The organism is Bradyrhizobium sp. CCBAU 45384, assembly GCF_028128665.1.
GTDB lineage: Bacteria > Pseudomonadota > Alphaproteobacteria > Rhizobiales > Xanthobacteraceae > Bradyrhizobium > Bradyrhizobium manausense.
Genome location: NZ_LBIZ01000091.1, coordinates 1 through 21,792, shown reverse-complemented (window position 1 = coordinate 21,792; position 21,792 = coordinate 1). Strand labels below are relative to the sequence as shown.

The window sequence follows — 21,792 nt, the reverse complement described above, 5'->3', positions numbered from 1 at the left end:
GACCGTTTGCTCAACGAAAATAGCCTCGGTACGCCGGTAGTTGGAAGGTCGCGCTGAAGGTGATGAGTTACGTCTAAGCATCATTCCAGCTTCCACCTTTAGGCACTTGCTTGCACACCGTTCCCTGGCCAGGTGTCCATCGGCACAGTATGTCGTGAATGCCGTCACTTCCCGGGTATCGCTTTTCCGGATGATTGGCTGCCAATTCAAATGACGCAGCAGCTTTTTTTACTGTCTTTTTTGCTTTCGCTGCCTTTTTCGCCTTCTTTGCTTTCGCCATCTACGTTTCCCTCTCAACCGCCTAGCGCCCCGTTAGCGTCCTGACGCTATTTGCAACTGACAATCCAATGTCCCCTGACAATTGCGCGGTCTGTGCCGGGCCGGTCAAACCTATGGTGTTGCCCGGCCCCATAGTTATTTGAAGGTCGTGCGTTCTATCCCTTAAGGCGGATGCAAACGTTGTCCCTGCAGGATTTACTACTACTCGAGTGAATGTCCATGCTGGCGTTAGATTTCCAGAATTGATGATCTCAAAGCTCACCTCGTAATAGAGCACATTCGTACTGAGAGCCTCGGCAGGATTTGTAGGCAGGTTAATTTCACCATTGCCGACAGGTAGCAGCACGTCAAAAAGATAGTCGTGGAATTTTAAGCTGTTCTGTATGAGCGGTGACGACACAGGCCCTCTTGGTTGAACCCCTGTCGGACAGCGATATTGCTTGAGATCTTTTATCAAGTAGTAGAAGTAAATTTTGTCGGTCCTTATCGCGTCAGCGCTAGCCGTCAATCCGCCACTCAACGAAAACAACGCTGTTGCGGGTGACGGGGGTGTCCACACCACCGCTGGACTGAGTGCCCCCTTTTCTTCTGTCTTAAGAGATAGCGTTAACTGCATCCCCCAGGTCTCTAGGGCCTTAGTCATCGGAAGCATGTCCGGGTACTGCTTCGCTTTTTCGTATAAATCCGAAATTGCATTCCCAACTTCGCAGTGGATGCTTTGAACGACCGCGCTCACCAGCAGCTGCTGATCGTTCTGATTGCCCGGAAAGTCCTGCGTATCCGGGACATACGTGCCACAGGCACTAAGGAAAACACCGCCCAAAATGGGCACAACAATCCGGGAGGTACGCATGGCAACTCCGAAAAATCAACACAATAACACAGCAGGCACTCAGAAACACGTTGATCAAATGCCGATAAGTTACACGACGCCAGCTCCTCAACCTAAGCTAGCTGCGCTTCCTTCTCTACTGTTGTTTGATTGCAACAGGCAAAACAACCTGTTCGGTTGCCCGCGCGGTTGACGCATGAGCGGTCCGTCGACGTTTTTGGTTTAGCTGACGCAGGCAGGTGCTGAGGAAGAGATTGAGCAACAGCAGCCGGTTTGTTTCGGGTTTGACTTTTGCTGGTGCGCGAGCTTCCAAGGCATGTGCCGCTGTGGAAACAGGTTATGAGCATGATGTACAAGAGCCCAATGAATTGGGCGTGTCGTCGACCCGACGCCTGAAGACAAAAAGTTTAGATCGCAAGAGATGCAAGCGGCAGTCTCAAACATGCCGATCATGGCTCAGAATGAGGCACGCCGCAGACTGCAATTTGCCTTTTGCTGGTTGCTTGATGGCACTGTCATCGAGAATGGCGAAGGCGAAGCGGCCCTCCGGGCACGCGAGCTTCGGCTCGGCAAGCCACGGGCAGCATACGCCAATTCTCACGTCGCCGGCACCAAGATGCCTCTGGTCCATAGCCATGAGGCTATGTTGGTGCCGGCAGCCAACGGGACATGACCTTCCCATATCTTCGGAGCGTCGCGATAGGCGAATTTGTTTGGAAGAGCACGAACCAGTTGAACCAAATCCACGCCGTCAACATATGCAATGGCACCGTCGATGTTGGGATGTCTGAGAGCGCAACGAACGTCCACGAAGGCTCCATTGATCGCTGGCGTCAGTTCGAACGTGAGCCTTGGCGATAAGGCGACTTGATCCGTTGGGTGAGTCAGCGACGATTCCGCGCGGGGATGCGGCACGTCGCTTGCGGACTCAGAGGTGTCGCTTCCGCGCTCGCGCCAAAATGCGTTCGAGCATGCGGTCGACATACGCCAATACTCTTGACTGGTCCTGCCAGCATAGCGATCGATCCGTTCAGCGACGCGCATTCGAAAGAACTGCTGTGCGGCTTTTCTGTTTTCCGGCTTTCTCAGCATGGTGTTGACGACAATTGCGCCTTGCAGGCCGGATTGCAGTGCTAAGTGCACGCCCTGCGAGGACAGCGGATCCACGCTGAAACAGGAATCCCCAAGTCGAATGTAATCGTCTCCCATGGGATGCTCAGCGTGATGACTGCTGGCATCGCATACCTCCGGATCGGAACATTGCCGCCCCATTCGCCCCAGGTCGAGCGTCCGGAATTGGCAAAGCAGCCCCGAGTATTTCGCCTGCATGCCGCCCTTCTCGCCCACTCTGAGGCGGCGCGGGTCACAGAAGACCGAGACGACGGCGCGGTCGCGCGCAGTCTGGGCATACCATAGCCAAGCGTCCTCCCCGGCCTCGATCAGACCGTCGAACTCGGCCGCTTGCTTGAGCGCCCAATTCGCATGGACCGATATCAGCGGGGGCCCATCCTTGATGCGCGCTCCTCCAATCGCCGGACGCCTCCCGGCGGCATCGATGATAAACCGCGTCTTCAATAGTTGGCGCCGTTCTTCGGCAGCGATCGTTATCGCCCAGCCCGGCCCCTCCAGGCGTTTGACCTCGATCACCTCGGCTGGCTGGCAGATTTTCGCTCCCGCCGAGCGCGATCCGCGCAACATGAGTTGGTCGAAGACCCCCCGATCCACATGATATCCTGCCTGCGGGACGAGCCTTGTCTCCGAGTCTCCCCACCTGACGGCCGTGAGATGGCGCCGCCAGAATTGTGCGCGGCCGAATTCATGGCCAAGGCCGAGGTATTCGATCAACGGGATCGTGTGATCCGACACGCAAATGCCGACGTGGCTGCGCGGAAACCGGCGCCGTTCGACGACGCCGACGTTCAGCCCCAGTTGGGACAATCGGATCGCGGCCGAGCTTCCTCCCGGTCCTGCACCGAGGACGACGACATCATGCTCGGTGGCAAATTCCATGTCCTTGTCCGCAGCGAGGAAATCAATGGCTAATGAGAATCTTTTGCAAAGCGTCAGGCTGTGTGTGCATCAGTTCGGTGTAGAGGCCAAGGCAATACGCCGTCCACCCACGGATGTAGTCGCAGGCCGGGCGGCCGCGCTTGATCGCTTCGTAGTGGCAACCTCCGGAGCAGAGGTAGCGCGCCCAGCAACCGCCGCAGGGAGCCTGTTTCTCAAGATGACGACGATCAAGCCAGCTCGATTGCCTGTCCGGGTCGACGCCGCCGAAGACGTCACCCATGAGTCCTTCGTCATCGTTGACGAAACGGTGACAGGCATACAATCCACCGTCCGCCGCCACGCCCATGTAACCGCCCCCGGCACCGCAAGGGTAGTTCTCCCGCTGGTAGTGATGAATACGCTGCAGAGTCTTGATGACATTCGAGAGCGGCAGGATACGGCCCTGCCGCAACGCCTCGCGAAAGCTCTCTCCGCACCTGATCAGCTGATCGAGCAACCGGTCCAGATCGGGCGCGAGCATCTCGTCCTTGCCGGACGGTGCGCTGAGCATGGGTGAAAACATGACGGCGTCGAAACCCATGCCTAACACGCCCGTCATGATCTCTGGAAGGTCGAGGTTTTTCGGCGTCACTGTAACGCGCGCGAGGACTCGGTAACGCCGATCGTCGGCCGCCAGGAGAGCACGCACATTCTTCGCCACCTTTTCGAAGCTGCCGCTGCCCGACCGATATGGTCTCAGCCGGTCATGCGTTGCATGCAGGCCGTCAAGGCTGATTGTCAGCGTAAAGTCGTATTCCTGGAAAAGCGCGAAGTCCTCGTCGCGCAGCAAGGTGGCGTTGGTCGTCATGGAGAAGCCGATTCGGATACCGCGTGCGGTCGCCTTGCCCGCGGCATATCGAGTCGAGGCATGCAGCGTCTTGCGATTGACGAGTGGCTCTCCGCCCATGAACGCCAAGGTGAGAGCTTCGCCAGGCTGAGCGGCTTCAATGAGTTGGTCGATCGCGGCTTTTGCCACAGCCGGAGCCATGTTGTCTTCCTTCTCGCCGAACGTTCCCTGCTGCGCATAGCAATAGGTGCAGCCGAGATTGCATGACTGCGCGACGGCAAGCGATATCGCTTTGACAGGAACGCTACGCGGCGGCGCGGCTGCCTCTGCGCACGGTGTCGCGATTCCAAATGCCAGAGCTGTCATCTCGGCGCGGCCCACATCGCCCAACCGTAATATCGCGTCCAGAGTGTTGGCGCGCATGGCGGCTAGGTGGTGAATCCTCCCACTCTCGACATCCAGGGCAAAATGCCCGGCCGCGCTGTCGAAGCGATGGAACGCTGCCGAGCGCGGCCGCGTATGCCTGTGCCGATCGTGCTCCTCGCCGGTGTCGAGCATTGTCGCTACGATGGCTCCAGCGGAAACGGAGCGGTGGGAGCATCGCCAACATCATCGTTGCCGTCTCGCTCGGTCCCATCCAGGGATCGGGGACTACCTTCGAGGTCGCGTCCGACCTCCATCATGTCGATGTAGGCATTCAGCCATTCCGGTTCGTACACCACTGGCCCGTTCGACGCGAACTTCTTTCGCGCGAGTGACCGTTGTTTGGGATCCTGGCTGAAGGTGACCGAATCCGGATAGGTCGAGGTCCAATAATCTAGGCATGCGCTCAGATCCGTTTGCCAGGCTGAGCACAGCCCGCCTGTCAACTGGCCCGGTTTTGCACGGCCAGCCTCGTAGCTGGGCCGGATTTCGCTGGCGTCGATGTTCTGTTGCCCTCGTGGATAGAACGCGCTGGCGGGATTGGGCAGCGCAGTACCGTTTTTTCTCAGGCATATTTCCATCCCGGGATTATAATCGGCGTTCAGGGTATTCATCATTGCAACATCCATTGCGTACCCTGCTCCGGTCAAAATCGCATTCGCAGGAATATTCAGTAATTTCCGTGTCCGTTTGATAAAATCCTTGTTGTGATCTGCGTCGCTATCCTGCGGATTGAGCTGTCCAGGTCCCACGTCGGGCGAGTGGTCCTGTGGAGCGACGATGACGCTGGCAGGAACGACAGCCAGGTTTCCGGCGCCCGCCAGGCTGACACTTATTGAGCCATCGCAGGTCGTATCCAAAATGCCGTTGTCCTTGTCGTGGTCCTCGTAGCCCGGAATCGGGGTGTTTTCAGTCTTCCGATAAACGCCTCCCTTCGGAGGCACGAAAAGGCCATTGCCGGCGATTTCGCCGAGCCAGACTTTCTTGTCCGCATGCCAGGGATTGTTGCCTTCCAATCGCTTTGTTTCACCTCCCGTGGCCGAGGCCTGCGCTTCGACCACCGGTGTGTTTCCTTGTGACCACACATTAAGCTTTCGGTTCGCCACGCTGGCGGTCCAGGTCGGCGTGATTCCGAGTTGGCCCATGATCGCCGCGGTCAGTTCTCCGATCTCGCTGCCGTTGGCGCCGTAGGCGAATATTCTGAACCGCACGGCCTGCCGCATCATCCGGTGCTTGCCGTTGCGCACGGACATGAATTTCAGGCTTTCCCCTTGTTCTGCCTTGCGCTTCTCTTCGTATTCGAAAAATTCATAGTAATCGTCGTTGTTGGCAAGGCGTGCGCATCCAATTGCCGGATGGATCTTGAAGACCGCCACGTTTGTGAGATCGTTCGGGAACGCCATGGGTCGAGCCCTCCGGTTGCTGGTGCATGTCGATGATTGCGATCAAGCGATGTCTGGTCCGGCATATTCGAAAGGCACGCCGGCCTTTATGTGGTTGTTGTCAGCCTCTTGAACGATGAGACTGGCCGCATTGCCTATGCTCCGCATGATGCGCAGCGCGTCTTGGTAAGCAGCCACAGCCCCGTCCTGCTGCGCTGGGCTTGGGCAGTTGAAGGCGCTGTGAAGCAGATTGATCATTTTGCTGTACTTCTCATTGAAAGCCTTCATCTGGGCCGCGACTGCGGGAAACGCTTGATAGTCGCCGGCCTTCGCGTTGCGGTCGAATTCATGCACGCCCGATTGATCGAAAGGAAGGCTCCCTCCGGAAAAGGAATACTTCAACTCAACATTCTTGTTTGGAACGAGATATCGCGACTTGAGAATGGACTGAAAGCGATAATGATGACCGGGCAGGCCTTCCGCATCGAGTGGATTGTAGGGCGCCTCGCCTTCGCCCTCGCTCACCACCCAGCGCAAATGCGCGGCGGCGGTGTCCTTGTCGGTGATCTTGAAATTTATTTCCTGTTTGAGTGGATACTTGCTGCTGTCCTGATCATTGACGTAAGCAATCTCATGAAAATTGGGCTTGGCCTCGCGTTGTTTGTAGGCGTCGCGCGCGGCGTTTTCGAAGAGGCCGGGGATTTTGTCTTGTTTGATGATGTCGATGATTCCCGCATAAAACTGGCCGATCGTGCGAGGCGGTGCCTCTACCATCGCCACAGTCGGGAATTCGACGTGTCGCTCCGGCGCTTCAACGGCCATAAAGAGCTTTTCGATGAGATCGAATGAAAACGAACGAAGGTCGAGCGTTAGCGGAGGATCGATGACGTCGAGCTTGCAGGGATATTGGGGCACCGCAGCCACGATATCGGGAGCTATACCGATGGCGTTCATGAGGTTGGCCACCGCAGTGAAGTGAAGCATCTCTTCGATCGCGGTCCGCAGGATCAGTTCATAGATCTCGCTGTTTCCGGTCAGACTAAACGCCGCCGAGAGATATGTCGGTATCGTTGCAAATTCGAGTTGCAAGGCACTCTGCAACAACGCTCCAAGTTTTTGACGGGCAGCTTCATCCCGAATTGACGCCGTCTGGATGCCGTGAAGGTCTCGCGCGAGCTTGGAATTTACAATCAGCGGGGCGTATCTAGTGGTGTCCATAGCGGACCCTCACGTCGCTAGGGGTAGTCAAACATCGCGTGGCAGGCCCTGCCAGACCGCACTAATCCGCGCTTTGCCGAGGGGCACGGAACGGAAGGCAGAATTTTGTATTGTTGCACCGCAGGAACAGGTGCACCCTGCATTTTGAAATAGGCATAGTTTCTGCCGATATGATGTCTCAACCTAAAGGTTTTCGCAAGCGAATTGTGCAACCGCGAGCCCCAAGCGTTTGCTTATGCTTCAGCGCCGATTCACAATCAGAACGGCGAGAGCTGCCCGCTGGCCAGCCAACAGCACGTCAACAGCACTGGCGGCTTGCCGATAAAGTCGTTTTGAGCAAGCTAAGCTGCCCGCCGGTAAGAAAATAGCGCTTCCACAGTAGTGGGTTTCGCGATGTATCGGACCCCCGCTACCAATTGTTCCCAATCTCCTTTTACCAAGCGACTAGGCGGCTCCTTCCGTGGGCCTTCCGCTGTTGGCTCGGTGCCATCCACTGCCATTCTCGAAAGATGGGCTCCACACGCCGCTTGGCACGCTCACTGGCCGAAGTGCCGACGACTATTTGATTGGCCCTATACAGACACCCAGAGCGGCCATCGAAAGATATTCGAAGGTTTCCTCGATCTCTGCAGGCCGAACCAAAGGGTTGGTATCGAAGCCTGGCCCCTCGGGGTGGTTGCTCACGACATAGCGATTGAGCGCCGAAACGGACGGGTGGGCAGAGTCCGAGGAAAGCTGGGAGCAGAAGATGTAGGTTTGCTTGAAGTCATCGCGAATACCAGCCACAGCCTTGGGGATTCAGCGTTCTCATTATAGAGCCGCGGCGGTTTAGATCTCGCATTTGGTTGCGCAACGGCTGCTCGATCTGCTGGTCGAGCGTGTAGTCACCTGCAAAGATTGCCTGTCCTATGGCTCGCTTGTGACTGAGTTCGTTCATCGCCGTCTTCAGCTAGGCCAACAATCCAATAAAGGTTTTCCAGACAGCAGCGCGCAATAGTGCGAGCCTCTACAATCTGTTTGGCATCGAGCAAGATCAGAGCGGCCCTCAGGTTCGATGCGGTCCTAGCTAGCAGCGTCAGTGCAAGGAATGACGCGTCAGAAAATCCCTTTGGCGTAATCTTCACTTCCGTCGTCTCGAAAACTGCGATGGCGCATTCGCTGATGTCAACGCAGTGTTCTTTCCATTCGTCGATACGTATTTGTGTCACCAGGAGATTTATGCCGAACCCCTATGTCCGTGCGCGTCTATCACGAACTTGCGACAGTGCATTCGCCGTGTGCGCCAAAGCTCGGTGTTTCTGCGCCAGCCCGTCTGATTTACTCGTGCTCGATCCTGTTTTGGCCCGAATGAAACTGATCTAGCCAGTCTATGGAAAGATCTTTCGCTTTGATCCATGGAACAATCTCGTCGTGACCTTCGATATCGGCGTTACCAAAGATCCCATGCGCTAAGTCAGCGCATCATCCTTATCGGCGACCTGTCGAATATCTTGGCGACAGAACTGATTAGCTCCAGCCCCTTACCTCTCCCTTGCGGAGGCTCGGTCAGACGAAGGAAGGCGCTGGCGTGCTTACAGCATCGTGGTTATAAGGAACTATCGTTCATCACCACGAGGCGCATATTGCGCTGCAGCGGGCCCCGTCAGTTGACTACACGCGGAGCACGAGATGGAAGCCAAGCGCGAGTTTAGAGGCTCCGATACCCACGGTGTTCTGCAGCGGTTTGGTGCGGACATCCGTGCAACGAGTGAGGGGCATGGATGGTCTTCGATTTACGCGTCGATCCAACGGGAGAATCCCTTCGAGGGGCGGTTCGACGCGATTGCTGACGACCTTATTGTGTTGCACCGCAGCGGCCCCGTGCAGACGACCTTTGCATCCGGCGGGCACGTCACTTCACGTTGCATTCCGAAAGGAAGCATCTTTTTCTTGCCGGCAGGTCAAGCGTGCGAGGTGGGATTGCATGGAGCGCTGGATACTCTCCATATTTATCTCCGCGCAAACTTAATTCCTGTCCACAATGTTACGCCGCTGCTGGTCGAACGGGATGTGGTTATACAGCATCTGGCGCAGGCGGTTGAGCAGGCGGTTTGCGAGAACGTCTCGAATTCAGATCTCTTCATCGATCCGATCGCGCGGGCACTTGCGAATAGGGTCTCCGCGATCAGCAGGAGTAGCGAACCGTGGCGGGTTCAGACCGCTGGGCTGCCGGACAACGAACTCCGGCGCGTCAAGGATTTCATCGAGGCAAATCTCGAGGGTGAGATCACTCTTGCTGCGATGGCAAGCGCGTGCGGCATCGGCACGAAGTCGTTCGTTCGGGCTTTTGCGGCAACGACCGGCAAGTCACCATACCAATATGTGATCGCGGCACGTGTCGAACGGGCCAAGCGATTGATCGAGCAAGACCAGGAAGGCCTCGCTGAGATAGCACTGCGCTGTGGCTTCTCCCATCAGGAACACTTGACGCGTGCCTTCCGCAGGCTGACGGGTCAAACGCCCGGTCGATACCGTCGCAGCGTCAACTGAACAAGCAGCCAGGGCCAATGCAGAAACGCTCCGATCTACCATCGCCAGCCGCAGCGCAAAACGAGCATACCGTGCGGCCTTTTGACGGAGGCGAGGTCCATTCCGTGCTGCAACAGTTCGCCGTGAAAGGCGAGGCATCCAGTGCGGGGCTGGGCTGGTCGACTATGTTCGCATCGGTTCAGCGGGAAGAGCCGTTCAGGGGCCGCTTCGAAGCCAATGCCAACGCCCTGCTGGTGACTGCGGCTAGTGGGCCAGTCGATGTTACCTATCGGATCGATGGACGTGTCGTATCCAGGCACTTGCAGGAGAAGGGGATCTTTTTCCTACCGCCGCGCCGCGACTGTGAGGTGACGCTAAATACGCCGTTGAACTCGATCCATGTGTACCTGCGTCCTGAACTGTTTTCCGGCTCTGAAGGTAAAGTGCAGAACTCCGATTTTGGCCTCTTGCCTGTGTTGGGTGAGCCGGAGCCCCTCACCAGCAATCTCCTGGCAGTGGTGGAGGAAATGGTGCGCGAGGGTGATAACTCGTGCTCCCTCCTGGCCGATTCGATTGCGCATGCATTAGCCAATCGCCTTGTCGTGCTCAATGCACGGGAGCGGAAAGCGCCGGGTGCTGTGGAACGCCAGCTGAGTACACGTAGCGTCCGCTCGATTCGTGATTTTGTCGAAGCTAATATCGCGGATTGCATCAAGCTGGACGATTTGGCTGCGATCTGCGGCGTAAGTCCCGAGTATTTCATACGGGTGTTCAAGTCTTCGCTGGGCGTGTCTCCTCACCGCTACGTTGTGGGGGTGCGAATTCATCATGCGAAACGACTCCTGACGGACACAAACATTGGCCTTGCGGATGTCGCGCGGCAATGCGGGTTTGCGCACCAGCAACATTTCACGAACACGTTCCGTCGGATGACGGGCTTGTCGCCGGGCGCTTATCGACGGGCAATGAATTAAGAACTCCACGATCTGCCTTTCCGATCTGAACGCTGGCTCGTTTCCCGTAAACGAAGCGGGCAGTTTGTGTCAGTTTCCTGCAAACCGGTCCGGTTTGTGCAGGCTTGGCCACCCGGCATGTCCTACTTTCACCTCACGAAGAGGCGCCAGACGCAATCACGGCGCCGATGATGGGGAGAGACGCGCATGGCATTGTTCGATGCCGGGCGAGGGTGCTCGCATATCCAAATTGGCCAGCATTCGCTTGAGGCGCCTTGCACCTCGGGTGGTCATGTTGCGCAGGAAAGTGGGCCGCTGCGATGAAGGACTGGTCTCCGCTCGTCGTCGGGATCGGCGGCACGTTGCGCGACGGATCAACCTCGGAGAGGGCGCTCCGCCTGGCTTTGACGGAAGCCGCACGGCTCGGTGCGAAAACGCAGATCTTCGCCGGGCAATCGTTGAATCTCCCTCACTACGACGCCATTGAACGTACGGAGCGTGCGATGTCGCTGGTCGAAGCGCTGCGCACCGCAGACGGCGTCATCATAGCCACCCCAAGCTATCATGGCTCGATCTCCGGCCTGGTGAAGAACGCAATAGACTACACTGAGGATCTCCGTGCCGATGCGCGCAGCTATCTTGCCGGACGCGCCGTCGGCGCAATCGTATGCGCGGGCGGAGCCCAAGCCATGGGAGCGACGCTGGGGACTCTGCGGACGATTGTTCACGCGCTGCGCGGTTGGCCGACTCCATTCTCAGCGGTGATTAACGCCGCGCAGAGGCCATTTTCCGCAGATGGTGCGTGCAGTGATCCAATCATAGCGCAACAGCTCGCATTCGTGGCCGAGCAGGTCGTCGAGTTCGCGAGAATGCGGCGGCTATATGAGAGCCGGCGCAATGGGCTCGCGCCTCAAACATCAGAAGCCGCGTCGGCGCAATGCGCATAGAACGCGGCCGTAAACAAGCAGAACGGGAAACACTAGGGAGGGGTCATGAGCAAGAATCGCATCTTTAGTTATGAAAATCTCGTTGTCGTGTTGATGGGAGCGGCGTTTGGCTTCGTATTTTTCGACCGTCTGGCGCTGAATTTTCTAGCACCATTTCTGGTGCCTGAGCTCCATCTGAACAACACCCAGCTGGGTGCCCTCGCGGGTGGCCTGGCGCTGACCTGGGCAATCGCCGGCTATGCCGTCGGCACTCTTTCGGACTATTTTCAAAATCGCAAAACGCTTCTGGTCTGCGCGATAGTGATCTTCTCGATCTGCTCGGTAGGATCCGGTCTGGCCAATTCGTTTCTGACGTTGCTTGCCGCGCGCCTCGTTATGGGATTTGCGGAAGGACCTGTCCTCCCGATCGCGCAATCGATCATGGCTGCGGAATCGTCGGAGCACCGTCGCGGCTTCAACATGGGCGTTCTGCAGAATTTCTTCAGCGCGCTTCTGAGTAATTTTGCCGCTCCCCTGGTGCTCGTCGCACTTGGGCAGATCTACGGCTGGAGAAGTGCTTTCTACATTGCGGCGGTGCCTGGCTTCGTGGTGGCGGCGCTGATCGTCGCATTTATCCGTGAACCTTCGTCGGGTGCCGCTCCGATATCGGCTGCGTCTGCGCGCAACACGATCCCGCTTTCGACGATGCTGAAACATCGCAACATCTGGGTTTGCGCGATCGTGAGCTGCCTGATGGTGTCTTGGCTCCTGATCCAGATAACGTTCCTTCCGATCTACCTGGTGCAGGTCCGCGGTCTGTCGCCCAGCGTGATGAGCGTCGCCGTGGCCGCGACCGGCATTGCAACGGTCGCGTCTTCGATCATCGTACCGGCGCTGTCGGATCGATTTGGCCGCCGTCCGATTCTCATCTTGTCAGGCTTCGTTGGCGTGATCGCCCCGGTGGCGATCGTCACGTTCGACGGTCCGTTGCCGTTATTGGTGTTGTTCATGGGCGTCGGCCATCTCGCCGTTGGCAGCTTCTCGTTGTTCATGGCCACCGTGCCGTCCGAGACGATCCCGCGGACCCATGTTGCTACTGCGCTTGGCTTCATCATGGGGGTGGGCGAGGTCGCGGGCGGCTTCGCGGGCCCGGCCCTCGCCGGGATCGCTTCCGACGTGTTCGGTCCGTCCAGCTCGATGTGGATCGCCGCTACGCTTTGTATCTGTGCAGGCTTGCTTTGCCTGATGCTGGACGAAACCGCGCCGCGGGTGCTCGAGCGCCACAAGAGGATGATTGTGAGTTCGCCGGCATGAATCCCTATCGCCGGTTAGCTGCAACCGCGTTCAACGGAAATATCAGGAGATCGAAATGAACGTTCAGGCCATCCGCAAGAGCCTGCCGGCACCGGAGCCTCACCTCACTCCGCAGGATCTGGTCGACCGCGCCGCCTCGATGAGAATGCTGCTGCGGGAATCGCAAGACGAGACCGATGAGCGGGGACATTATTCGGACGAAATCCAGCAGAAGTTCATCGATGCTGGTTTCTATCGGATCTTGCAGCCCAAAATGTTTGGTGGCTACGAGTTCGATTACGAAACATTTTTTCGCGTCATGGTGGAGATATCGCGCGGTCATCCGTCCGCAGGGTGGTGCTTGACGTTGGCCGCATCTCATGCGCCCGTCATAGCCTCGCACTGGTCGGAAGCTGCACAGATCGAAATCTTCGGTTCGTCCGGACATTTCGCGTCACCGCACCGGGCTGCCCCGGGGGGTACGTGCCTGCCGGTCGAAGGAGGCTATATCATTAATGGTGTGTGGCCATATTCGTCGGGAATACCGCACAGCACGCACTTCCTGGGCGCGACGTTGCTTCAAACGTCGTTCCCACCACGAATGCTCCACTTCGTTGTGCCGCGGGGGCAATACACAATTCTGGGCGATTGGGGTGGAGACCGCACCTTGGGCATGCGCGGCTCCGGCTCGAACAGCGTCAAGCTGGACAACGTCTTCGTGCCCGAGCACATGACCGCGTTCTTCGACGCGCTGGGTGTGAAGCAGGATCTCTCCGAGGGTACACCCGGAACGCGATTGCATGGCAACCCGATGTATCTCGGCGTTCTCATGGGTCCTTATCACGCGTCCCTGACATCGCCTATCATCGGTGCCGCGCGCGCGGCGATCGATGAATATCGCGATATCCTGTTCTCGCAAAACACATTTGTTCCACCTTTCATCAAGCGCGCCTTCGAGACTGATTTCCAGGTCAACTATGGCCGCGCCATAGCGTTGACCGATGCAGCCGAAGGCGTGCTGCTCCAGGGCTTGCGCAAGCACATGGAGTACTGCCAGCGGTGGGCGAAGACGGGTTTGCAAGCCTCCGTGGAAGAAAACTTGCGGCTCTGGGGAATGCTGCAGACCGGCGCACGTCTTGCCTGTGAAGCCATCGAACTCCTGTTCCAGACCGCCGGGTCGACCGCGGCGCGGAAGGGCTCAAGGATGCTTCGATACTTTGGCGACGCCCAGATGTATCGAGGACACATGTCCTCCCAATACATGACCTTCGCGAAGTACATTGGTCGCAGCAATCTCGGGCTGCCGACCGGTTTTCTGGATCTCTGAAGAAAGTCGGAGGGGGACGTGACCCAAACTAAAGCAAAACCTGCTCCGTTGGTGCTGGCAGATCAGGGATTCTTTTGGACCGGCTTGGTGCGCCAGCAGACACCGAATGGCACCATCGCTGCGGGCCAGATGTTCGTACAATATCAGATCCCGGAGCACATCCGGCATCCATATCCCATCGTGATGGTGCATGGAGGTGGGGGGCAGGGAACGGATTTTCTCGGTACTGCCGATGGACGGCCTGGATGGGCCACTTACTTTCTGAAACAGGGTTACGCGGTCTATGTCGTCGACCGCCCAGGGCATGGTCGCTCACCCCTGCATCCGGAGGCTCTGGGTCCCATGACACCTCCGCTGACCTACGAATTTGCCATGACGCTGTTTAGCGCGCCCGGCAAGCAGCCGAACAGCTGGCCCAACGCGCAAAAGCACAATCAGTGGCCCGGCTCCGGCGTCGTCGGCGATCCAGCCCTGGACCAATTCATCGCGACCCAAGGTCCGTTCCTTGTGTTTTTGGCACAGTCCCAACAGCTGATGCAGCGGGCCGGTGCCGAATTGCTGGATCGTATCGGTCCGGCGATCCTGCTCACCCATTCCATGGGAGCTCCCTTCGGTTGGCTCGTGGCCGATAGTCGACCGCACCTGGTGAAAGGCATTGTCGCGGTTGAGCCAATGGGGCCGCCTTTCGCCCAATTGCCAATGGGGCTGGGCGACCTCTCTTACGGACTCACTGCGATCCCGATGACGGTCGATCCGCCCGTCAAAGGCCCAACTGAACTGCGGCGCGAAATCCGCAAGGCGCCGAAGCCGGGGCTGGCGGACTGCTTCGTTCAGAAAGAGCCGGCCAGGCGTCTTCCCAACCTCGCATCGATGCCCGTTGCTGTCGTGACATCGGAGGCGTCGGCCTGGTCCATGCACGACCACGGCACCGTCGATTATCTCGTTCAGGCAGGCGTGCGAGCCGTCCATCTGCGGCTCGAAGACCATGGCCTGCGCGGCAACGGCCACCTGATGATGCAAGAAAAGAACAGCGATGACATCGCTGCCTTCCTGGAAAGGTGGATCTCGGAATATGTGAGGTCACGACCAACATAATGCGATTTTTCGCGCCGCCGCATCTTGTGAAGCAGCGGCCGGAAGTCTGACCGGCCATCCATGAGCCGGCCAAGTTGGCGGACGTCTACGGATCTGGGCAAAGGAATCCCGGGATTGTCGTAGCTTGCTGGTGTTCGACGATGCCAGCGAAAGCCTTGCACGCCGGTGCGCCCCTCGCCGAAGCTCGAATAGGCTTACTCGCTCGATGCTTGGATAGCGGAGGGCGCCGCAAGTAGTGAAAGAACTGACGATGAAAGCAACTGCGACTTTGGAGCTGCTGTGGACCCCGTCCGAGGACAAGATCGTCGGGTCTCGCTTGTGGGATTACATGAGTTGGCTTGATGAGCGCCAGGGTCGCGAGTTCGAGGACTACGAGGACCTCTGGCGCTGGTCGACGAGCGACCTGAACACCTTCTGGGGATCGATCTGGGACTATTTCGACGTGCGGGCAGACGGCGACCCGACCCCCGTGCTGCAATCGGACGCGATGCCCGGCGCCGATTGGTTTCCGAATACCCGCCTGAACTATGCCGAGCACATCTTCCGCGCTGCTCGGCCCGAATCGCCTGCGCTCGTCGTGCTCAGTGAAACGGGCGAGGCCCGGGAGGTTAGCTGGGAAGCTCTGCGGCAACAGACGGCCGCACTGGCGGCAACACTGCGTCGTCTCGGCATCAAGCGGGGTGACCGCGTCGCCTCCTACCTGCCGAATCGTCCGGAGACGGTCGTTGCGCTTCTGGCGTGCGCCAGCATTGGCGCCATCTGGTCCAGTTGCTCTCCCGAGATGGGGCGAACCATGGTGCTCGATCGTTTCGGCCAGATCGAACCGACAGTTCTGTTTGCCGCCGACAGCTACGCCTATAACGGCAAGACCCACGATCGCGCGCCTATCGTCGAGGAGTTGCGCGAGGGGCTTCCGAGCGTCGGTCACATCATCCATGTCCCCGGCCCGCTCGCCGCGGAGCGGCCGATCCGATGGCGCAACGCGATGAGCTGGGGCGATGCCGTCAGCGGCGATGCCGAATTGCAGTTCGATCGAGTGCCGTTCTCGCACCCGCTCTGGATCGTCTATTCCTCGGGAACGACGGGCTTGCCGAAGGGGATCGTACACGGCCACGGCGGTATCGTCGTTACCCATCTCAAAACCATGTCGCTCCAGCACGACCTGCGTCCCGGCGAACGCCTGATGTTCCTGGCAAGCACTGGATGGATCGTGTGGAACCTGCAGGTCGGCGCGCTGCTGACGGGTGCCTCGATCGTACTGTACGACGGCAATCCGGCCTGGCCGGACAATCGGGCGATCTGGAAGCTGCTGGATGCGTACGGCGTCACGCATTTCGGCTGCGGCGCCGCGTTTCTCACCAACTGCATGAAGGACGGCTTGCGCCCTCGGGAATTCGTCGCGCTGGAGAAGCTGCGGTCGATCAGCTCGACCGGCTCGCCGCTGCCGGCCGAGGCCTATCGGTGGGTCTACGACGCGGTCAAATCAGATCTTTGGCTTGCGTCGATCAGTGGCGGTACCGACATAGCTTCGGGCTTCGTGAGCTGCAGTCCTGTGCTGCCGGTCCATGCCGGAGAAATCCAATGCCGTGAACTCGGCGTCGCAGCATTCGCCTTCAACGAGGCGGGTGAACCGGTCATCGACGAGGTCGGCGAGCTCGTCATCGTCAAGCCGATGCCGTCGATGCCGGTTTTCTTCTGGAACGATGAGGGCGGCCGACGCTACCGGGAGAGCTACTTCGAGCAGTTTCCCGGCCGCTGGCGACAGGGCGACTGGATCCGTTTTTCAGCCGCCGGGACCAGCCAGATCTACGGTCGCTCCGATACCACCATCAATCGGTTTGGCATCCGTATCGGAACCGCGGAGATCTACCGCGTTGTCGAGGACATCGCAGAAATTCGCGACAGTCTGGTTGTCGATCTCGAGTATCTCGGCCGAGAATCCTACATGCCGCTCTTCGTCGTGCTGCAGCCAGGACTCATGCTCACGGACGAACTAAAGGCGAGGATTGCCACGCAGATCCGCACCTACGGCTCCGCTCGCCACGTGCCGAGCGAGATCTTCCAGGTCGAGGAGATCCCACGCACCCTGACCGGCAAGAAGATGGAGCTTCCGGTGCGCAAGCTGCTGCTTGGCACTCCCGCCGAAAGGGTGGCGAGCCCGGATTCCATGGCGAACCCGGCGAGCTTCGAATACTTCGTCAGGTTCGCGGAGCGGCTGAACCTGCCGCAGCCGGTGTAGGGCGGGAATGGCACTCCGACGATGATGGCGCATTGCGACATGCAGTTTGTGTCAGTTTTTTGCAAGCCGGATCGATTTGTGCAGGCGGCGGTATCCAGCCTCTCCTAAATTGCTTCGACAAACGCTGCGCAAGAACGACGCGGAATTCTTGGGGGAGACGCGCATGGCATTGTCCAATGCTGGCGAGGCGACCTCGCTTTGGCTTGCGAACAGCTAGACATCCCCGGGGATGGCGCGGGCTGTTCGATCAGGGGGGCGCTGATGATGTTCGAGAGGTTCTCTGTCGAGGGCTATGGCGCGATTGTCACGGGCGGCGCCAGCGGCATCGGTCTCGCTTTTGTCGAAGCACTGGCCGATAGCGGTGCACGGGTCGCGATCCTTGATATGGACTCGGTCTCTCTGGGTAAACAGGTGGACCGGCTCTCCGCAAGAGGTTTGGACGTTCGAGGTCACAAACTTGATGTGACTGATCGCAAGGCGGTCGATCAGGTCTTCGCAGAAGTCGCAGCAGAATACGGACGCCTCGACGTGGTTTTTGCCAACGCGGGCATCGATCCCGGAATTGGCTTTTCCAACCCGGACGGCAGCCCGTCCGAGGCAGGTGCTATCGAAAACTACGAGGACGAGCGGTGGAACAGAAACATTGAGGTCAATCTCAATGGCATCTTCGCCACCATTCGCGCTGCCGCGCGCCACATGAAACGAGGCGGAGGAGGCGGGAGCATCGTGGTCACGACATCGATCGCCGCCTACTTGAATGAGGGCATGATAGGGGCGGCCTACATGGCCGCGAAGGCGGGAGCAGCACATCTGGCGCGCAACGCTGCGCTCGAACTGGCCCCACACAAAATCCGCGTGAACGCAGTCGCGCCCGGGTTCATCGTCACGAACATAGGAGGTGGGTGGCTAAAGCAACCCGAGGTCCAGAATTCAATAGGAGCCACGATCCCGATCGGCCGCATTGGAGACGCTGACGACCTGAAGGGATTGGCTCTTTTCCTGTCGTCCCCCGCATCTAGCTACATTACCGGTGCGCAAATTCCGATTGATGGCGGTGTGAGCCTCGGAAAGAGGCTCGCTTGAATCGGCGTCGAATGCTGGAAGGCGGCCGCGGACGCTGTCAAAGACGCTCATGCTCGAGAAGGCGCGATGACGTCGAGGGGCGTGCGCAAGGAATCAGGAGCACCATCGAATGAAAGATATCGAAGACAAGGTCGCGTTCATCACGGGAGGCGCGAGTGGGATCGGGTTCGGAATGGCCCGCGCGTTCCTGCAACATGGGGTGAAGGTCGTTATCGCGGACGTCCGTCAATCGCATCTCGATGCGGCGGCTTCCGCCCTCGATCGCTCCAACAAGAACTACCATCTGATCCGTCTGGACGTTACCGACCGCGAGTCAATGGCGCGGGCCGCGACGGAGAGCGAGAAGGTATTCGGCAAGGTCCACATACTCTGCAACAATGCAGGCGTATCGAGCATAGTGGCTATGGAAGACGCGAGCTTCGCGGATTGGGATTTTGTCATGAACATCAACGTCGGGGGCGTCGTCAACGGCGTCGCGACGTTCGTTCCCCGGATTCGGGCGCATGGAGAAGGTGGTCACATCGTCAACACCTCCTCGATGGCCGGCATCCTCGCGCTTCCAAATCCCGGCGGCATCTACTCGACATCCAAATTTGCGGTGCGCGGCCTGACGGAGTCGTTGCGTATGGCGCTCGGACCGCACAACATCGGCGTTTCGCTCCTTTGTCCCGGTCTGGTTCGCAGCAATCTCGTCGACACGACGCTTCACCTCAACACGTCCGCTTCTGCTCAATCGGCGGGCGGCCCGTTCGCGGCCGGCGGTTCGCCGTTGGAAGCCGGGATGGATCCTCTCGCCGTAGGCGAACGGGTGGTCGAAGGAATCGTCGGGAACCAGCCATACATTCTTCCGCACGGCGAATTCAAAGACGAAGTCGCAGAGTCGTTCGGAGAGATACTTCAGTCGTTTCCTACCGATCGAGACGTCGATCCGAAACGGCAACAGTTCGAAGCGATGCGCCGGCAAGCGACGACGGAGGCCAAGCGCTTGGCTGCGAGCATTGGTTAGAACTTCGATCCGGCGCGCGAGGACCGTGCCCATCTCCATTGGACGCCCGCTCGCAGCCGAGTAATTCGAAAGACGTCGCAAGAATCGGGGGAAGCAATCCTCCGGACAAACAGCCGCTCTCAGCGCGGCCTATCAGGGAGGTGTCGATGCGAAGCGCTATCGCAGCTGCAGGGCTGTACGTGGTCTGGTCCGTTCTCGCGGCGCCGGCTGTAGCCGAAGACGCGCCCGGCGTCACCGCCACCGAGATCCGCATCGGACAGACGATGCCATATAGCGGGCCAGTGTCCGCATTCGGCATCCTCGGCAAGGGCGAGGTCGCCTATTTCAAGATGGTCAACGACCGCGGCGGGATCAACGGCCGCAAGGTCAACCTGCTCTCGCTCGACGACAGCTACGTGCCGCCCAAGACCGTCGAGCAGACGCGCCGCCTGGTCGAGAGCGACGACGTCTCGTTCATCTTCTCGACGATGGGGACCGCGCACAACACGGCGATCGCCAAATATCTGGCGGCTAAGAAGGTGCCCCAGCTGTTCGTCGCCTCCGGCGCCACGAAGTTCGGTGATCCCGCGCAGTTTCCCCTGACGCTGATGGGGGTGATGGCGCCGTTCCGCAACGAGGCCCGCCTGTATGCGCGCTATGCGCTGCAGAAGAAGGCCGACGCGACTTTCGCGGTGCTGGCGCAGAACGACGATTTCGGTCGCGACTACCTCGCCGGGCTCAGGGACGTGCTCGGCGATCGTTACGAGACGGCAGTCACGGCGGCGACCTACGAGACGACCGAGCCGACGGTCGATTCGCAGATCGTGAAGCTCAAATCGACCGGCGCGGATGCGCTTTTGATCGCCGCGACGCCGAAATTCGCTGCGCAGGCGATCCGCAAGACTTACGAGATCAACTGGCGTCCGATCATGTTCCTGACCAATGTGTCGGTATGGATGTCCTCGGTGATGGAGCCCGCCGGGCTCGACGCCGGCACAGGCATCATCTCGAGCGCCTATGTCAAGGATCCGCTCGATCCGGCATGGGCGGACGATCCCGGCGTGAAGGGGTGGCGCGACTACATGGCCAAATACGTGCCTGACGGCGATATCCGCGATTCCAACTACGTCAACAGTTACAACAACGGCATGGTGCTGGAGCACGTGCTCAAGACCGCCGGCAACGACCTCAGTCGCGAGAACATCCTGCGGCAGGCGCTGTCGATCAAGGACCTGGAATTGCCGATGCTACTGCCCGGCATCAAGGTCAATACCGGCGAGAGTGACCATCTGCCGGTCGAGCAGCTGCAATTCATGCGCTTCACCGGCAAGCAGTGGGAGCGCTTCGGGGAGGTGCTCTCGACCAAGTAGGGTCGATTATATTGAAAACTGAGGACCGTTGGGATTTACTCCGCGACACCGAAGCCTCGAGCCCTTGGTCTGTCGGATGCAGGCGACGTCGAATTTTGGGGTGCAGGAGACGCACGGCGTCCTGAACCGCTTCCAGGCCGAATTCCGCGGCTCGAGCGAAGGGCTCGGCTGGTCGTCCGCATTTGCCTCGGTTCAGCGCGAACGGCCGTTTGAGGGGCACTTCCACGCACTATCCGACAATCTGATGGTGTTACATCGGGGCGGCCCGGTCGACATCACGTATGTGATGGACGGCAAGTCGGTTGCCCGGCACATCCCGCGCGGTGGCGTTTTCTTCCTGCCGGCGGGCCATGCATGCAACGTGCTCCTGCGCGAACCGCTGGAATCCACCCACATCTATCTGCGCTCCGACCTGTTCGCCGGCCCTGACGGGTCGTCCGGCGTGATCAACGGCCTCGCGCCGATGCTCGGCGATCAGGACGCTGTGCTGGAGCATCTTGCCTCGGCGATCGGTGATACCATCACCGGTGGTCTGCCGGCCTCGTCGCTGTTCGTCGATCCGATCGCGCAAGCGATCGCCAACCGTTTCGTGGCGATCAACTTCCACAAGCCGAGCACGGAAGCCGGCAAGCATCCGAACCTGCTCAGTGGCAGGCAGATGGCACGCATTCGCGAATTCGTTGATGCCAATATCGATAGCGATATCCGTCTCGACCAGCTGGCGGAGCTGTGCGGCCGCAGCACCGAGTATTTCGTGCGGCTTTTCAAGGCGACCAACGGCGTCTCGCCTTATCAATACGTGCTCAATTTGCGCATAGAGCGCGCCAGGGCGCTGCTTGCCGACGAGACCCTGAGTCTGGCCGAGATCGCGCTGGCTTGCGGCTTCTCCCATCAAGAGCATTTCACGCGGATGTTCCGCCGCTTTACTGGCATAACACCCGGACGATACCGACACAGCCACTAGCACTACTTTGGCAGTTTGATTCACGCTGCTATCCTGCGCTGATCCACCTTCGGCAGTGCGGACATCGCTGAAGCGGCAT

17 protein-coding genes are annotated in these 21,792 nt (G+C 59.0%); 11 read left to right on the top strand and 6 right to left on the bottom strand.

Annotated elements, in window-relative coordinates:
* Window positions 1-73 precede the first annotated feature (73 nt).
* The 6 genes from XH80_RS07580 to XH80_RS07555 form a co-directional block, all read right to left on the bottom strand.
* Window positions 74-280, bottom strand: coding sequence for a hypothetical protein (locus tag XH80_RS07580; protein WP_271598047.1), 207 nt, complete (start codon window positions 278-280; stop codon window positions 74-76).
* A gap of 21 nt (window positions 281-301) precedes the next feature.
* On the bottom strand, window positions 302-1,132 hold the full coding sequence (locus XH80_RS07575) for a hypothetical protein (protein WP_271598046.1): 831 nt from the start codon (window positions 1,130-1,132) through the stop codon (window positions 302-304).
* 576 nt (window positions 1,133-1,708) lie between these two features.
* Entirely contained in the window at window positions 1,709-3,121 is a 1,413-nt protein-coding gene (gene qhpG / locus XH80_RS07570) for a flavin-dependent monooxygenase QhpG (RefSeq protein WP_271598045.1), read from the bottom strand.
* 22 nt (window positions 3,122-3,143) lie between these two features.
* Window positions 3,144-4,505, bottom strand: coding sequence for a radical SAM/SPASM domain-containing protein (locus XH80_RS07565; protein WP_271598044.1), 1,362 nt, complete (start codon window positions 4,503-4,505; stop codon window positions 3,144-3,146).
* A gap of 5 nt (window positions 4,506-4,510) precedes the next feature.
* Entirely contained in the window at window positions 4,511-5,773 is a 1,263-nt protein-coding gene (locus XH80_RS07560) for a LodA/GoxA family CTQ-dependent oxidase (protein ID WP_271598043.1), read from the bottom strand.
* A gap of 42 nt (window positions 5,774-5,815) precedes the next feature.
* Complete coding sequence (locus XH80_RS07555) at window positions 5,816-6,970, bottom strand: ferritin-like domain-containing protein (protein WP_271598042.1); 1,155 nt, start codon at window positions 6,968-6,970, stop codon at window positions 5,816-5,818.
* 1,668 nt (window positions 6,971-8,638) lie between these two features.
* Between XH80_RS07555 and XH80_RS07550 the strand changes: the two genes are divergently transcribed.
* The 11 genes from XH80_RS07550 (at window position 8,639) to XH80_RS07500 (ending at window position 21,713) form a co-directional block, all read left to right on the top strand.
* Window positions 8,639-9,499 carry a helix-turn-helix domain-containing protein gene (locus XH80_RS07550; RefSeq protein ID WP_271598041.1) on the top strand — a complete coding sequence of 287 codons (861 nt, stop codon included), beginning with the start codon at window positions 8,639-8,641 and terminating at the stop codon, window positions 9,497-9,499.
* Between the two features lie 17 nt (window positions 9,500-9,516).
* A complete protein-coding gene (locus XH80_RS07545) occupies window positions 9,517-10,452 on the top strand; it encodes a helix-turn-helix domain-containing protein (protein WP_271598040.1) in 936 nt (311 codons plus the stop codon).
* Between the two features lie 299 nt (window positions 10,453-10,751).
* Complete coding sequence (locus XH80_RS07540) at window positions 10,752-11,378, top strand: NADPH-dependent FMN reductase (protein WP_271598039.1); 627 nt, start codon at window positions 10,752-10,754, stop codon at window positions 11,376-11,378.
* 45 nt (window positions 11,379-11,423) lie between these two features.
* Window positions 11,424-12,671: an MFS transporter gene (locus tag XH80_RS07535; RefSeq protein ID WP_271598038.1), complete on the top strand. Its 1,248-nt coding sequence runs from the start codon at window positions 11,424-11,426 to the stop codon at window positions 12,669-12,671.
* A gap of 55 nt (window positions 12,672-12,726) precedes the next feature.
* Window positions 12,727-13,977, top strand: coding sequence for an acyl-CoA dehydrogenase family protein (locus XH80_RS07530; RefSeq protein WP_271598037.1), 1,251 nt, complete (start codon window positions 12,727-12,729; stop codon window positions 13,975-13,977).
* Between the two features lie 18 nt (window positions 13,978-13,995).
* Window positions 13,996-15,072: an alpha/beta hydrolase gene (locus XH80_RS07525; RefSeq protein ID WP_271598036.1), complete on the top strand. Its 1,077-nt coding sequence runs from the start codon at window positions 13,996-13,998 to the stop codon at window positions 15,070-15,072.
* Window positions 15,073-15,322: 250 nt separating this feature from the next.
* Window positions 15,323-17,311 carry an acetoacetate--CoA ligase gene (locus XH80_RS07520; RefSeq protein WP_271598035.1) on the top strand — a complete coding sequence of 663 codons (1,989 nt, stop codon included), beginning with the start codon at window positions 15,323-15,325 and terminating at the stop codon, window positions 17,309-17,311.
* A 261-nt stretch (window positions 17,312-17,572) separates the two neighbouring features.
* Entirely contained in the window at window positions 17,573-18,394 is an 822-nt protein-coding gene (locus tag XH80_RS07515) for an SDR family NAD(P)-dependent oxidoreductase (RefSeq protein ID WP_271598034.1), read from the top strand.
* 109 nt (window positions 18,395-18,503) lie between these two features.
* The gene (locus XH80_RS07510) at window positions 18,504-19,400 is read left to right on the top strand and encodes an SDR family oxidoreductase (protein WP_271598033.1); all 897 of its coding nucleotides are present in this window, start codon (window positions 18,504-18,506) and stop codon (window positions 19,398-19,400) included.
* A gap of 146 nt (window positions 19,401-19,546) precedes the next feature.
* Window positions 19,547-20,749, top strand: coding sequence for an ABC transporter substrate-binding protein (locus XH80_RS07505; protein ID WP_271598032.1), 1,203 nt, complete (start codon window positions 19,547-19,549; stop codon window positions 20,747-20,749).
* A 76-nt stretch (window positions 20,750-20,825) separates the two neighbouring features.
* Window positions 20,826-21,713, top strand: a complete 888-nt coding sequence (locus XH80_RS07500) for a helix-turn-helix domain-containing protein (protein WP_271598031.1) — start codon at window positions 20,826-20,828, stop codon at window positions 21,711-21,713.
* The last annotated feature ends 79 nt before the right edge of the window (window positions 21,714-21,792 follow it).

What these genes read in the sequence shown, in the direction of transcription:
- XH80_RS07580 (WP_271598047.1), bottom strand. Translation starts at nt 280, where the DNA reads ATGGCGAAAGCAAAGAAGGCGAAAAAGGCAGCGAAAGCAAAAAAGACA.
- XH80_RS07575 (WP_271598046.1), bottom strand. Translation starts at nt 1,132, where the DNA reads ATGCGTACCTCCCGGATTGTTGTGCCCATTTTGGGCGGTGTTTTCCTT.
- qhpG (WP_271598045.1), bottom strand. Translation starts at nt 3,121, where the DNA reads ATGGAATTTGCCACCGAGCATGATGTCGTCGTCCTCGGTGCAGGACCG.
- XH80_RS07565 (WP_271598044.1), bottom strand. Translation starts at nt 4,505, where the DNA reads ATGCTCGACACCGGCGAGGAGCACGATCGGCACAGGCATACGCGGCCG.
- XH80_RS07560 (WP_271598043.1), bottom strand. Translation starts at nt 5,773, where the DNA reads ATGGCGTTCCCGAACGATCTCACAAACGTGGCGGTCTTCAAGATCCAT.
- XH80_RS07555 (WP_271598042.1), bottom strand. Translation starts at nt 6,970, where the DNA reads ATGGACACCACTAGATACGCCCCGCTGATTGTAAATTCCAAGCTCGCG.
- XH80_RS07550 (WP_271598041.1), top strand. Translation starts at nt 8,639, where the DNA reads ATGGAAGCCAAGCGCGAGTTTAGAGGCTCCGATACCCACGGTGTTCTG.
- XH80_RS07545 (WP_271598040.1), top strand. Translation starts at nt 9,517, where the DNA reads ATGCAGAAACGCTCCGATCTACCATCGCCAGCCGCAGCGCAAAACGAG.
- XH80_RS07540 (WP_271598039.1), top strand. Translation starts at nt 10,752, where the DNA reads ATGAAGGACTGGTCTCCGCTCGTCGTCGGGATCGGCGGCACGTTGCGC.
- XH80_RS07535 (WP_271598038.1), top strand. Translation starts at nt 11,424, where the DNA reads ATGAGCAAGAATCGCATCTTTAGTTATGAAAATCTCGTTGTCGTGTTG.
- XH80_RS07530 (WP_271598037.1), top strand. Translation starts at nt 12,727, where the DNA reads ATGAACGTTCAGGCCATCCGCAAGAGCCTGCCGGCACCGGAGCCTCAC.
- XH80_RS07520 (WP_271598035.1), top strand. Translation starts at nt 15,323, where the DNA reads ATGAAAGCAACTGCGACTTTGGAGCTGCTGTGGACCCCGTCCGAGGAC.
- XH80_RS07515 (WP_271598034.1), top strand. Translation starts at nt 17,573, where the DNA reads ATGATGTTCGAGAGGTTCTCTGTCGAGGGCTATGGCGCGATTGTCACG.
- XH80_RS07510 (WP_271598033.1), top strand. Translation starts at nt 18,504, where the DNA reads ATGAAAGATATCGAAGACAAGGTCGCGTTCATCACGGGAGGCGCGAGT.
- XH80_RS07505 (WP_271598032.1), top strand. Translation starts at nt 19,547, where the DNA reads ATGCGAAGCGCTATCGCAGCTGCAGGGCTGTACGTGGTCTGGTCCGTT.
- XH80_RS07500 (WP_271598031.1), top strand. Translation starts at nt 20,826, where the DNA reads ATGCAGGCGACGTCGAATTTTGGGGTGCAGGAGACGCACGGCGTCCTG.